Below are 14,030 nucleotides of genomic sequence, written 5' to 3' on the forward strand. Positions count from 1 at the left end.
ATCTAATTATCGCTGTCTTATTTTAAGGGAAGCGGACAATAGCAAACTGCTCCACTTGATATTGCCCCTATGTTTCATATGGAAACTTTATGGTAACTATTTTCAATATTTGCGAAGTAGCTCTAAAAAATGACGCAAGTCACAGTTTTTATGTAAACTAGGTAACAGATATTATTGTTAAACCATTTAGAATAACTCGTTACTTGATGTGATGACGTCTTTACGCCATTCAAAAAAAGCAATCGATTAACTAAACGTAAGGAAGACGTTGTGGAACAGAAACAACACAGTGGTACTGCAACCATGAAAGATGTTGCTAATGCAGCGGGCGTATCAACGGCAACGGTCTCTAGAACATTAATGACACCTGAAAAAGTCTCTTTACAGACACGTCAGAAAGTAGAGCAAGCTGTGATGGATGTGGGCTACTATCCACATAACTTAGCAAGGAGCTACAAACGTAACGAATCAAAAACGATCTTGGCGATCGTTCCCGATATTAGTGATCCCTTTTTCAGTGATGTGATTTGTGGACTGGAAAAAGTTGCCGCGCAAGAAGGTTATTTTGTCTTAATTGGCGACTGCAAACATCAACAAAAACAAGAAAACGCCTTCATTAATCTGATTATTACGAAACAAATCGACGGGATGGTACTGTTAGGCTCGAATTTACCTTTCGATGTCTCTGCTGAAGAACAAAAAAATCTCCCCCCTATCGTGATGGCTAACGAGTTCTCTCCTGAACTTAAACTACCAACCGTACATATCGATAACCTAACATCTGCGTTTAATGCTACGCACTATTTACAGAAATTAGGTCATAAACGTATCGCTTGTATCGCGGGGCCTGAACATATGCCACACAGCCAGTATCGTTTAGAAGGGTATAAAAAAGCCATGCTGCGTACGGGTGAAAAATTACGCGAGCAATATATCGTTCGTGGTGATTTTACGCATGAAAGCGGTGCTGAGGCTGTCAAAACTTTACTTGCCCTACCTGAACCACCCACTGCGGTTTTTTGTCATAGTGATATCATGGCAATCGGTGCAATGTGGCAAGCAAAAAAATCAGGACTCATCCTTCCCGATGACCTATCTATTGTTGGGTTCGATAATCTAGAGCAGGCTCAGTATACATTGCCAGCCTTAACAACGATAAATCACCCTCGCGATGAAATTGGTCGCCATGCCATGTTATTACTGCTGGAACAACTACAAGGTAATAGTGTCACCCCTGGCTCTCGTCTCCTAGATTCTGATTTAATCATTAGAGAGAGTACAAAAGCGCCTAAAAGCTAGGCAAAGTCGTTCAGGTTAAGTAACATGTACCACCTAAATCATTCAAGCTGCAGTTTGTTGCTAAAACATCACCAACAATACTGCAACTTGAAATACGACGAGTATAAAACTGAATAATCACAGACACTCAATAACCTAGTGAATTAACAGCGTGGCACAAAAAGATTATGTAGCTCGCGGGCGGTCATCTGCCCGCCGTAAAACCAGTAAAGGCAAAGCCAAGAAAGCGCAAGGCCTACCGATGACAACATTAGTTGTTGCTGTCGGAATTGTTGTCTTGTTTGTGGGCGGCCTTTTCTATATCACTCAAAATAAGAAGGAATCCCCCCAAAGTACGGGAAGCCATTCATCATCAGCACCTGTCGATACTTTACCGCCTAAACCTGAAGAACGCTGGCGCTATATTAAAGAGCTAGAGCGTCGGGGTGTTGATACGCCAAACATTGAGCAGACGCAAAAGAGTACGGGTAGCAACATTATGCGCCCATCGGAGCTAACCCCTGAGCAGCGTCAACTACTAGAACAGATTGATTCGGATAGACGTGGCCCTGTGACGAATTTACCGGAAGTGCCTTATAATGGGCAACCGGTTCCTCGTTCACAAGTGATCATTAAAGAACCAACTCAACCCGTCAATCCACCAGTACAACGTAAACCTGTCACCTCGACCGAGGCAAAAACAGAAAATCGCCCTGTACAATCAACGCAGCCTGCACCCGTTGAAAGCAAACCCGCGAATAATTTACAAAATATGCTGGTTCAATGTGGTTCTTTCCGTACCGCGGAACAAGCAGAGTCCGTTCGTGCTACACTCGCTTTTGCAGGCATAGAAAGCCGAGTCACTGTTGGCGGCGGCTGGCATCGTATCGTACTTGGCCCTTATTCCAAGTCAACGGCAGAAAAAATGCGCGATCGTGCAAGCGGTGTTGGTGTCTCAGGTTGTATTCTTCGTGCCTCTGGGGGTTGAAAAATACAATCCCCTCCCCCATGTACTGTTTTAACGTACTATCAAGAGCGGCTATTACAGCATTTTGCTTGCTTCAAGTTACCCGTTTAAGAAGGCTGGTAACTTGAAAAATTGATACCCGCATTTTTTTCGTCATAAAACCAGGGGCTAACTCATGACAACAATCGTAAGTGTTCGCCGTAATGGCCAGGTCGTAATTGGTGGAGATGGGCAGGCGACGATGGGTAACACCGTCATGAAAGGCAATGTCCGCAAAGTTCGTCGCTTATATAACGACAAAGTTATTGCCGGATTTGCCGGTGGCACTGCCGACGCATTTACTCTTTTTGAACTGTTTGAGCGCAAGCTTGAACTACACCAAGGCCATTTAACGAAGGCCGCTGTTGAGCTAGCAAAAGATTGGCGTACTGACCGTATGTTACGCAAACTTGAAGCTCTGCTAGCCGTAGCCGACGAACACACCTCTCTTATCATCACAGGTAACGGTGATGTCGTTCAGCCAGAAAATGATTTAATTGCTATAGGTTCAGGTGGCCCATATGCGCAAGCTGCGGCACGCGCACTACTTGAAAACACAGAATTAAGTGCTCGTGAAATCGCTGAAAAAGCACTTTCTATTGCCGGCGATATCTGTATCTATACCAACCACAATGTCAACTTTGAAGAAATTTCTTCAAAATCATAAGGATTACAGTATGTCCGAAATGACTCCACGCGAAATAGTTAGCGAACTCGATAATTATATTATTGGTCAAAACAAAGCTAAACGCTCTGTTGCAATTGCCCTACGTAACCGCTGGCGCCGTATGCAGCTGAATGAAACGTTACGTCACGAAGTCACACCAAAAAATATTTTAATGATTGGTCCAACGGGTGTCGGTAAGACTGAAATTGCTCGCCGCCTTGCAAAACTCGCTAACGCGCCATTCATCAAAGTTGAAGCGACAAAATTTACAGAAGTGGGTTATGTCGGTAAAGAAGTTGACTCTATCATTCGCGACTTAGCTGATTCTGCTGTCAAAATGGTCCGTCAACAATCCATTGAGAAAAACCGTTACCGTGCTGAAGAACTGGCTGAAGAACGTATTCTTGATGTTCTGATCCCACCTGCAAAAAATAATTGGGGTCAATCCGAGCCTGTTGATGAACAATCACCTGCTCGCCAATCTTTCCGTAAGAAATTACGTGAAGGTCAATTAGACGACAAAGAAATCGAAATTGAAGTCGCTGCGGCACCAATGGGTGTTGAGATCATGGCTCCTCCTGGCATGGAAGAGATGACTAATCAGCTACAATCTATGTTCCAAAATCTTGCGGGCCAAAAACAAAAAGCACGTAAGATGAAGATCAAAGAAGCGTTTAAACTGCTAGTGGAAGAAGAAGCCGCTAAGCTGGTCAACCCTGAAGAGCTGAAAGAGCAAGCTATCGAAGCGGTTGAACAGCACGGTATCGTCTTTATCGACGAATTCGACAAAATTTGTAAGCGCGGTGGTCAAACCTCTGGCCCTGACGTTTCTCGTGAAGGCGTACAGCGTGACCTGCTGCCACTGATCGAAGGTTGTACCGTTTCGACTAAGCATGGCATGGTCAAAACCGACCATATCCTCTTTATCGCATCGGGTGCATTCCAAGTTTCTAGCCCATCAGACTTGATCCCTGAATTACAAGGCCGTTTGCCAATTCGTGTTGAGCTACAAGCGCTGACAACAGAAGACTTTGTGCGTATCCTCACTGAGCCAAGTGCCTCTTTAACTGAGCAGTACAAAGCTTTGATGGCAACAGAAGGTGTGACGATTGAGTTTACTGACGATGGCATTCGCCGTATTGCGGAAGCGGCATGGCAAGTCAATGAATCAACTGAAAACATCGGTGCACGCCGCTTACATACCGTGTTAGAACGCTTGATGGAAGATATTTCCTATGATGCTAGCGAACGTAACGGCCAAACCATTCAAATCGATGCCGAGTATGTCAGACAGCACCTTGATGAACTGGTTGCAGATGAAGATCTAAGCAGATTTATTTTATAAGCTTATTAATTATCAGGTTTTCATGTATCCTTAAGATACGTCTAATAAAGTACAACGGTGACCCATCGTTGTACTTTATAATTTTACGTTAGACGGTAAATATTTAGCCTGTCGCGCAGCCATTACATCGCTTTCCATATGCACGTTTTCATGGACAAGCCGTATACGGTTTTTCACGCGAGGGCTTTTAATGTATTGTACACAACAAACCTGTGAAATTATTGAATGAGCTCATCTACTTCTATTAGCCGTAAGCAGGCTTGGCTAGAAAGTTTACGTCCTAAGACCTTACCATTAGGAGTCATAGCCATTATTACTGGCTCCGCACTGACCTATTTAACGGGTAATTTTAAATGGCCTGTTGCCCTATTAGCCATTATTACCGCAGGCTTACTGCAAATACTCTCTAATCTTGCAAATGACTATGGTGATGCCGTAAAAGGCTCAGATACCGCTGAACGTATTGGCCCTTTGCGTGGTATGCAAAAAGGGGTGATTACCCAAGCAGACATGAAAAAAGCATTAAAAATTAATATTATTGCTGCCTGTATTTCAGGCTTGCTGCTGGTTGTTGTCGCTTGTGAAAAACCTGAAGATGCCATTGGCTTTTTAGTGTTAGGCTTAATCGCGATTGTCGCCGCTATCACCTATACCGTCGGGAAAAAACCTTACGGCTACTTAGGGTTAGGTGATATATCCGTCCTAATTTTCTTTGGCTGGCTGAGTGTGATGGGGACTTATTACCTACAAGCCAATACACTGAACATGATCACCTTTTTACCGGCTACAGCCTGTGGTTTACTCTCCGTTGCCGTACTGAATATTAATAATATGCGCGATATCGAAAATGACGTAAAAGCAGGTAAGAATACCCTTGCTGTGCGTTTAGGCCCATCAGGCGCGCGAATCTATCATGCTATTATTATTATTGTTGCTATACTCTGCTTAGCTTTCTTTAACTTACTTTATCTTCGTGGCTGGACGGGGTGGTTGTTCTTGCTTGCCGTTCCCATGTTAATGAACCATGTGCGTCGCGTACTCAGTGATCCAACCCCTGAAGGGATGCGCCCAATGTTAGAAAACATGGTAAAAGCTGCACTATTCACTAACGTTCTCTTTTCTATCGGTGTAATATTGAGTAAGTAATTGCTTATTTTTTGACTTAGCCCCCTTGTTTTTGGGAGGTGGATTTTGCCAATCACCTCTCAAAAGGGATATACTTTATCTCTCTTGCAGCAAATAAAGACCTATACACTATGAAATATGATACTTCCGAACTCTGTGATATCTACCAAGAAAGCGTCAATGTGGTAGAGCCTCTCTTTTCCAACTTTGGTGGACGTACTTCATTTGGCGGTCAAATCATTACGGTCAAGTGCTTTGAAGACAATGGCCTACTATATGATTTGCTGGAAGAAGACGGTCATGGTCGTATTCTCCTTGTCGATGGTGGCGGCTCTGTACGCAAAGCCCTCATTGATGCGGAACTTGCTCGCTTAGCCGTTGATAACCACTGGGAAGGTATTGTGGTTTATGGCGCTGTACGCCAAGTAGACGCATTGATGGAGTTAGATCTGGGTATTCAAGCAATTGCCGCCATACCGGCAGGCTGCCCAGATGAAGGTATTGGCGAAAGCGATATTCGCGTCAATTTTGGCGGCGTTACCTTCTTCTCGGGTGACTATCTCTATGCAGATAACACAGGCATCATCTTATCAGAAGAACCACTTTCAACTCAGGATGGTAGCGAGTTTGAAGTACTAGACGACGACCTCTAATCATCAATCGCATGATCATACGGTTTCAAAAAAGAAGGGCTGATAATGATATCAGCCCTTCTTTTTATGGTTCTGTGGTACAAAGTACAATTTGACTATTCCCCTATCACCAGGGATAGCAACGTAAAAATCCTAACGACTCATGCCAAGCTATTTCAACTTTTGATATCAATAGATAACCTACAATCATCAGCAACAGCTATAACTTATTGACCCTATGTACCCCTAGATAATTCGTGTTGCTGCTCGTCAGCGGTCATAGGTTATCGCGATGAGCATACATAAGTATGCCATTCAGGTAACCAAAAGAAGCCAACAACGCTGCTGCGCGAAATATAACCGGTATTTTAGACTTCTTCCATTTTACCCAGCAAACCACGCAGACGCTCTTGCCACGATTGTTGCTCTTGTTTCAGTTGTTCGTTTTCACGTACCAGTGATTCGGTGCCCGATTTCGCATTATCCAGTTCTTGAACAAGCGCACTATTTTTATCTTTTAGCTCATCGATTTCCATTTGTAACAGTGTGATGGTATCAATCGCTTGTTGGACTTTTGCTTCTAGTTTCTCAAATACTTCAAATGACATTCTTCTGACCTCCCATGTAAGCTTTAATATCGATTGTAAGTAGCATGATCCTCTGTGTCTAGTGGCTTGACTCTGATTCCCCAAATCCCTTATTTTAAAACACTGGTCTGATCACATCGTAAAGGTCGATTGCGTCACTATTTTTGGTCGTTTTCTTTCGTTTTGGTGATGTAACACACATATTTCAATTTCGATATTTCTCGTTTGCGCTCATTAACGATAAATTTACACTATAGGTTTTCACTTTGAAGATCTTAACCTGAAAAACATTACAATAATTTTAATTTTCGTAGGATAGAAGATATGAGCCAAACGACCACGACTACACTTACCGGTCAGTGCATCTCAGAATTTTTAGGTACTGCACTCATCGTATTCTTTGGTTTAGGCTGTGTTGCAGCAGTCCGAATCGCCGGAGCACAACTTGGCCTCTGGGAAATCAGTATCATATGGGGCTTTGGTGTTGCACTCGCTGTATACTTAACCGCTGGCATCTCTGGGGCTCACCTTAACCCTGCCGTAACCATTGCACTTTGGTTATTTGCTAGCTTCGAAAGACATAAAGTCGCACCTTACATCGTTGCACAAATGTTAGGAGGTTTCTTCGCTGCCGCCTTAGTTTATGCGATGTACTCACCTGTATTCATTGATTACGACCAAGTTCACCACATTATTCGTGGCACACAAGAAAGCCTCTTTACTGCTGGTGTATTCTCTACTTACCCAGCCCCACAAATTAGCGAAATGCACGCCTTCTTTATTGAGGTGGTTATCGCTGCCATCCTCCTGTGCCTAATTTTGGCTTTAACCGATGATGGTAACGGTATTCCACGTGGGCCTCTAGCACCGCTATTAATTGGTATTCTGATTGCCGTTATTGGTGGTTCATTCGGCCCACTAACAGGTTTCGCCTTAAACCCTGCTCGTGATTTCGGACCAAAAGTTGTTGCTTATCTCGCAGGCTGGGGGGATATTGCCCTGACAGGTGGACGTGAAATTCCTTATTTCTTAGTACCATTGATTGCTCCTATCGTTGGCGCTCTGATTGGTGCATTCGGTTACCGCATGCTGATCACTCGTCACTTACCAGGTTTCGTGCATACGAAAAAAGACGAGCCATCAAAAACATCTAGTAAAAACGCTTAATCATCACCGGAACAGGTTTAAATTATGACAACAGAAACAAATATCGAGAAAAAATATATTGTCGCTCTTGATCAGGGAACAACCAGTTCGCGGGCCGTTGTACTCGATCACGACGCCAATATCATCAGTATTTCACAGCGTGAGTTCACTCAAATCTATCCTAAGCCAGGCTGGGTAGAACATGATCCAATGGAAATTTGGGCAACACAAAGCTCAACGCTTATCGAAGTATTGGCAAAAGCAGATATTCGTACCGATGAAGTTGCAGGTATCGGGATCACTAACCAACGTGAAACCACCATTGTTTGGGAAAAAGCAACAGGTAAGCCAATTTATAATGCGATTGTTTGGCAGTGCCGTCGTACTGCGGATTTCTGTACTCATCTCAAGCAGAATGATAAAGAGCTAGAAGAGTATATTCGCCAAAATACTGGCCTCGTTGTTGACCCCTATTTCTCTGGTACTAAAGTGAAATGGATTTTAGACCATGTTGAAGGTGCTCGCGAACGCGCTGAAAAAGGGGAATTACTATTCGGTACAGTAGATACATGGCTCGTATGGAAAATGACCCAAGGCCGTGTTCATGTAACCGACTACACGAACGCTTCTCGTACCATGATGTTTAATATCCGCAATCTGGAATGGGATGATAAGATCCTTAAAGCGTTGAATATTCCGCGTGCAATGCTGCCAGAAGTTCGCCCATCGTCTGAAGTTTATGGCCAAACTAACATTGGTGGTAAAGGCGGTACTCGTATTCCTATCTCTGGTATTGCAGGTGACCAACAAGCCGCGCTCTATGGCCAGTTATGTGTGAAAGAAGGCATGGCAAAAAATACCTATGGTACAGGTTGCTTCTTGCTAATGAACACAGGTGAAACAGCGGTTCGTTCAAACCATGGCCTGCTGACAACTATTGCGTGTGGCCCAAGAGGCGAAGTGAACTATGCCCTTGAAGGTGCGGTATTCGTTGGCGGTGCATCTATTCAATGGCTACGTGATGAGCTGAAACTGATTGATGAATCCACCGACTCTGAATATTTCGCAACAAAAGTGAAAGACAGCAATGGCGTCTATGTGGTGCCAGCCTTCACCGGTTTAGGCGCACCATACTGGGATCCGTATGCGCGTGGTGCTATTTTCGGCCTAACACGTGGTGCTAACCGTAACCATATTATCCGTGCAACACTGGAATCTATTGCTTATCAAACTCGCGATGTGCTAGATGCGATGCAAGCCGATGCGGAAACGCGCCTTGCAGCACTCCGTGTAGATGGTGGTGCGGTTGCGAACAACTTCTTAATGCAGTTCCAAGCAGATATTTTAGGAACGTCTGTGGAACGCCCTGAAGTTCGCGAAAGCACAGCTTTAGGTGCAGCTTACCTTGCAGGCCTTGCGGTTGGTTTCTGGAAAAGCCTCGACGAGCTACAAAGCAAAGCAACAATTGAGCGTGTGTTCAAGCCAGGTATTGAAACAACCGAACGTAACTATAAATACGGTGGCTGGAAAAAAGCCGTGGCTCGCGCACAAGAGTGGGAAGACCGCGCGTAATCCCTCTTCACTCCTGATATAGATCCATAAGGCAGCACCTTACCGTGTTGCCTTATTTATTTCATATCATAGCTAATTAATTATTTATTAAATAGTTAGCTCATTAGTGTACAAATAATAAATTAGACATTCTCTATGCCTCATTGAAAAATGCAGAAATCCTAAATGGGATTAATGATATTTTTTAAGATGATGGAGAACGGCGATGGATAGCCAGAACAAATATCTAACGGATCTTAGTGATTTTTTACGCCATGAAATACACCAAGAACATATTAAATTCGGGTATTACCAATCTCGGGGCAGAGTGGCGGTGATCGCCCAAAGTACAGCACTACTTAACGCCCTAAAGCAGGATCCAGACCAATCACCCGACAGCCAAACCCTGTTTTTAGTGATGAGTTGGTTGATGGGTAAACCACGACAACCCGCCAGCCGCACAACTCACTATCTCTTAAGCAGTATCAGCCCCGATAAATTTTCAGGCAGTACCATCCACCCTAACCACAATCTGTTTGTTGATACTTTTGATTCACCTTATCAATGGCAGGAAGGTGAAACGCGGGCCGCTGAGCAACTGGCCGATGCCCTACTCCCAAGCGGGCAATGGCACCGCCACTACGATATCGTTGTACTGTCATCAAAGGCGACAGAGCAGCAAGTGTCTCTGATTTAACATTGGATGTTACTGACAGGGGGGAGCGTGTTAATCTATCAAGAGGAAGAAACCTCCTCCGCAATAAAAAAATTACTTGATACAATCATCCCTCCACATGACCGACATATCCGCCCATCGTCTACACAGATAGCATCAAACCAGCCCACACAAACAGGAATTGCCGTTTATAGCCAAAAGAAAACAGAGCCACAAGCAAATAGGCAGCCCACTCATATAATGACTCTTCCCCATTTGCAAAACTTAACATCGCCTCTCCCCCACCAGCAAATAGATACCGTCTGGATTTATGATGCTAAGATCATTATCCCAAAAGCAGGGAAATACACCTTTGCGCTTGATACATCAAGGATAGAGCAGGATATACAGCTAGAAATAGGAACTCAAAAAATAACAGTGACAAAAGGGGAGCAAACCCCAACACTCACTTTCAACCATTTAAAGGAAGGTGAGCGATGCACTATGCGGATCACCACCACAACCGATGGGCGACCTCCTGAGTTTCGTCTTGGTTGGGCACCACCAAATACCGACACATTAGCGTTGATCCCTCAAGATGCCTTTGTGCATGAGCCCATTTTGCAAAACTCAGCCCCCATAAAAAAAGCACCGCGATACCGTGACGAAATGCCACTTGCAGATGTGATGCGAATGGCGCCTTCTATTCATGGCGTCCAGCAGGTTATCTCACTCCCTTCAACAGCAATAAACCAACTGGCTTTAACCGACGAGCGACTGCGTGAAATTGAATATTTTTCTGTCACCTTAAAAAAAGGGAGCCAGCAACAAATCCTAAAATTAGATGATATTGCGCTCGCCTCACATGCATCATGGCAAACACTCGCTAAAGACATTGAACACAAAATTAATCAGCGATTAGCGCCATTAGCGGCTCCTATTACTGTTGATTACCGTGATCACACCTTAACCTTAAAAGGAAACGGATTAACTTTCACACAATTTCAACTGAAAAAAAGCCAGCAGATCCCTTATGTTGAGATCTTAAAGAACGTCACAACCGTTCAAGCGCCACAATCCGTCACTCACTCTATTCATTTTACGTTAGAGCAGCTCAATAGCCTGACACATATCACCCTATCGTTAACAGGCAAACATGGTCGTCAAATCAACTTGATACGTCGCGCCTTCAAATCTGCTAACGTGCAATTTGCCTCACCAGAAGAATTTGCAGGCTACTTACAGCGTGTCCTTCGCCACTATAGTCAAGATACTTCACTACAGGTTGTTTGGGATGATAAAGATGAGCGCTTAAAGGTGATTGACCACGTTAATCGAGTGCTTAAAGCGCTTAGCTTTGGTTACCAAGAGCAAAAACACCCCTTAATCATTGCTGAAAACACAACTGAGTTGCCTAACCACCTCACCGTCGGGGCCATCACAGGAAAGTTGCCTCAACATGCTAATATTAGCCACTATCAACAACTCGAAGGGGCTAAGTCAGGCTCAATCAGGCTAAATAGCCATACTGGGGAATGGTTCTATCTGCCTAATCGCCGTTCGCCTTTTACTGGTCATGACCAATTTGATTTTGTGGCGATATTCAAGGATGGTCGGCGATCGGCTCCTCTATCCATCCAAATACAAACAGAAAAAGCACCTATCCTATCGCGCCCAGGAATAAGGACCTTCAGTGTCCCCGACCCTATTTACAATCCACCAGCCGCACGTAACTACGCTGTACCTGAAGATATGCAAGTGCATGGCATTACCCTCACACAAACCCACCAACAGCATCCAGACTCCCCCTATTTAAGCTTAATCGCTCACCGCTGGGCGCTGGTTAAAGTCGATATTACAAGCCGAACCGCAGCGAATGCCCCCGATATTGTCGCTATTGTTAGCGATCAGCAAGGAAACGAACTAGGAAGGGTAAGATTGATGGGGCCGCGGCAACTTCCACAACAATTAGCCGATATGCCTGTCGCCCCGTCAGTCAGTCACAAAATTGCCGACCAGCTAAGCTACAGTGCCCCCTTAAAAGGAGCATGGATAAAACCCGATATTCGTATTCGTCTAATTGCGGATAATCAACCTATCACACTGCCTTACACCGATAGTGATGGCTACTTTTCCCCTAAGGTCACTGAGGTGCCCCCGCTGACCGCGCGAGTAGCAAGCCATCATCTCTATCAAACAGGAGAAGGGCTTTATGCATACTCTCCACTGAGTTGGGGAAAAGAGGCGGTTGCTAAGTTACCGGTCTCACAGCTTACGCTCCATAGTAGCCCGTCACATACACTTGCTCCTGTACTTTCGGGTTATATTCACCCTAATTTTTATGCCTCTACATTGACCATGCCGCAATACGATAAAAGAAACCCGTTCTTTGATCCTGCTAACTTGCAAATTGCATGGGCCTACCAACAAAGTGATTGGATAAAAAAGGCTAATGGTACGCACCATGAGTTATATTATACGGCGATACAGCCATCGATTTACGGTTCATTGCTGGGAATGGCGTCACCACTTTTTGGTGGCGGGATCGCCCAATCAGATGTGTTATGGCATGAAATATTTGGGCATGGCTTAGGATTATCGCATACGAATCACCCATATTATCCATTTTCCAAACAGAGTAATGGCCCTGAAATTGCTTATGACCAAGCACGTAGCGCCTATATTACCTATCGTTATACTCACCCCGAAAATAGAAGCACTCAAGAGATCCGGCCTGCCATGTACCCAACGGCGGGGGAAAACAATAAGGCACCCTATGATGCATTTATTCCCCATTCATCTCACTACAACCAGAAAATTCAGCGGTTTTTATCACGACCAATACCAACATCGAACAGACAGCAAAACCACCCTGTTTATTGGGTCAGTGGTTCGATAGTTACCTTACCCGATGGTAATAACCATCCTTATAGCCACCTTAATATTCAGCGTACTCTTGGGGATCTCCCTATCGTGGCACAACGAGACAAATTGCGTGATATACCCCATGTGTACTTATTAGTTGCCACTTATGCAACCCAAAATGGACTCATGACGACAGATAGCTGCCCGATTGAAGATATTAAATCCATTAGCTTAAATATGGCTGATCATGGCGAATTAGTGAAAATTCAAATAATGAAAGCCGATAATCAACAGCCGATTTACACCTATGCCAATCCGGACGCTTTAGCCAATCGGCTCTTTCACCAATATCAGGCCAATCAGCCATTACAATATGTCACTCTCGATAATTACTGGTGTGGTAGCCCGCTGTTCTGGTCTGCTACCGACCCCCATTTAATCGACTTTTCAACGGGTCGGGTCAACAATCAAAGGATAACCCCAAATAGCGCTCTGTGTGCTACTTGGATTAGCGATGGACAACGCCACCAACAATATTTCTCTTTGAGTGACCCTTGGGGTAAGAATGGGCAAATCAATACAAAGCAACCTTTTCTCCCCATCAACCACTTAACGTTGCAGGCTGACAGGCGAACAACACCCTTGGCGCATTACAATATCGAAGCGAATGCCCCACTGCTTGCCGATGTTTACATTAATCAAACTGTTGATATCACAACGCTACAACTCCCTAAAGAGCAACAGCATTATTGGGTAACCTTATTGGTCGAAGATCCATCAGGTGATATTCGTGAACAAACCCCATTAGCGCCGTGGCAGATCACTCGCCAAGGGGAGCTATTGTCGATTATTGGTACCACCGACAGCACACCAAACCTGAAAATAACGGCAATCCGAATTTATCTCGACAAACACCTGCAAGATGACACGCCCCCAAGTACGGTGACATTGACGCAAAACCACACCGCCACCATCACCGAAAATACACGCTTTTTGGATTATAACCAGCCAGTGATATTCAATCACATAGAGCAGCAACCGGAGCTAATCGCCATGATGGAGAAAACAGCAAATCAAACGATGACAATAAATGAAGGGAGATTACCGATCACGCCAAGGGTCATTTCAGCGCCCCTTACCGTATAAAACTAAGCAGGCGATGAGTGATCGCCT

11 protein-coding genes are annotated in these 14,030 nt (G+C 44.5%); 10 read left to right on the forward strand and 1 reads right to left on the reverse strand.

The window, feature by feature from the left end; genetic code table 11:
- Positions 1-270 precede the first annotated feature (270 nt).
- From cytR to rraA, 6 genes are all read left to right on the forward strand, one after another.
- On the forward strand, positions 271-1,299 hold the full coding sequence (cytR, locus tag PR833_RS18820) for a DNA-binding transcriptional regulator CytR (RefSeq protein WP_004924634.1): 1,029 nt from the start codon (positions 271-273) through the stop codon (positions 1,297-1,299).
- A gap of 151 nt (positions 1,300-1,450) precedes the next feature.
- Positions 1,451-2,266, forward strand: coding sequence for a cell division protein FtsN (gene ftsN / locus PR833_RS18825; RefSeq protein WP_036942552.1), 816 nt, complete (start codon positions 1,451-1,453; stop codon positions 2,264-2,266).
- Between the two features lie 154 nt (positions 2,267-2,420).
- Positions 2,421-2,951 carry an ATP-dependent protease subunit HslV gene (gene hslV, locus PR833_RS18830; protein WP_004924640.1) on the forward strand — a complete coding sequence of 177 codons (531 nt, stop codon included), beginning with the start codon at positions 2,421-2,423 and terminating at the stop codon, positions 2,949-2,951.
- Between the two features lie 10 nt (positions 2,952-2,961).
- Positions 2,962-4,296, forward strand: a complete 1,335-nt coding sequence (gene hslU, locus PR833_RS18835) for an HslU--HslV peptidase ATPase subunit (protein ID WP_014657242.1) — start codon at positions 2,962-2,964, stop codon at positions 4,294-4,296.
- A gap of 225 nt (positions 4,297-4,521) precedes the next feature.
- Complete coding sequence (locus PR833_RS18840; protein ID WP_004924644.1) at positions 4,522-5,442, forward strand: 1,4-dihydroxy-2-naphthoate polyprenyltransferase; 921 nt, start codon at positions 4,522-4,524, stop codon at positions 5,440-5,442.
- A gap of 110 nt (positions 5,443-5,552) precedes the next feature.
- Positions 5,553-6,074 (forward strand): ribonuclease E activity regulator RraA, encoded by a 522-nt coding sequence (gene rraA, locus PR833_RS18845; protein WP_014657241.1) that lies wholly within the window; start codon positions 5,553-5,555, stop codon positions 6,072-6,074.
- 347 nt (positions 6,075-6,421) lie between these two features.
- Here the strand turns inward: rraA and zapB are convergent, their stop codons facing one another.
- Positions 6,422-6,661 carry a cell division protein ZapB gene (zapB, locus tag PR833_RS18850; RefSeq protein WP_004924650.1) on the reverse strand — a complete coding sequence of 80 codons (240 nt, stop codon included), beginning with the start codon at positions 6,659-6,661 and terminating at the stop codon, positions 6,422-6,424.
- A 303-nt stretch (positions 6,662-6,964) separates the two neighbouring features.
- On the opposite strand from zapB, the gene PR833_RS18855 reads away from it, so the two are divergent.
- From PR833_RS18855 to PR833_RS18870, 4 genes are all read left to right on the forward strand, one after another.
- Positions 6,965-7,807, forward strand: coding sequence for an MIP/aquaporin family protein (locus PR833_RS18855; RefSeq protein WP_004924651.1), 843 nt, complete (start codon positions 6,965-6,967; stop codon positions 7,805-7,807).
- Between the two features lie 24 nt (positions 7,808-7,831).
- The gene (glpK, locus tag PR833_RS18860) at positions 7,832-9,358 is read left to right on the forward strand and encodes a glycerol kinase GlpK (RefSeq protein ID WP_004924654.1); all 1,527 of its coding nucleotides are present in this window, start codon (positions 7,832-7,834) and stop codon (positions 9,356-9,358) included.
- Between the two features lie 205 nt (positions 9,359-9,563).
- On the forward strand, positions 9,564-10,034 hold the full coding sequence (locus PR833_RS18865) for a hypothetical protein (protein ID WP_272526419.1): 471 nt from the start codon (positions 9,564-9,566) through the stop codon (positions 10,032-10,034).
- Between the two features lie 27 nt (positions 10,035-10,061).
- Positions 10,062-14,003 carry a hypothetical protein gene (locus tag PR833_RS18870; RefSeq protein WP_272526420.1) on the forward strand — a complete coding sequence of 1,314 codons (3,942 nt, stop codon included), beginning with the start codon at positions 10,062-10,064 and terminating at the stop codon, positions 14,001-14,003.
- Positions 14,004-14,030 lie beyond the last annotated feature (27 nt).

The sequence above is a fragment of the Providencia sp. PROV189 genome (assembly GCF_028480065.1).
GTDB lineage: Bacteria > Pseudomonadota > Gammaproteobacteria > Enterobacterales > Enterobacteriaceae > Providencia > Providencia stuartii.

Coding starts and splice junctions, on each gene's coding strand:
- hslV (WP_004924640.1), top strand. CDS start 2,421: ATGACAACAATCGTAAGTGTTCGCCGTAATGGCCAGGTCGTAATTGGT.
- hslU (WP_014657242.1), top strand. CDS start 2,962: ATGTCCGAAATGACTCCACGCGAAATAGTTAGCGAACTCGATAATTAT.
- PR833_RS18840 (WP_004924644.1), top strand. CDS start 4,522: ATGAGCTCATCTACTTCTATTAGCCGTAAGCAGGCTTGGCTAGAAAGT.
- rraA (WP_014657241.1), top strand. CDS start 5,553: ATGAAATATGATACTTCCGAACTCTGTGATATCTACCAAGAAAGCGTC.
- zapB (WP_004924650.1), bottom strand. CDS start 6,661: ATGTCATTTGAAGTATTTGAGAAACTAGAAGCAAAAGTCCAACAAGCG.
- PR833_RS18855 (WP_004924651.1), top strand. CDS start 6,965: ATGAGCCAAACGACCACGACTACACTTACCGGTCAGTGCATCTCAGAA.
- glpK (WP_004924654.1), top strand. CDS start 7,832: ATGACAACAGAAACAAATATCGAGAAAAAATATATTGTCGCTCTTGAT.
- PR833_RS18865 (WP_272526419.1), top strand. CDS start 9,564: ATGGATAGCCAGAACAAATATCTAACGGATCTTAGTGATTTTTTACGC.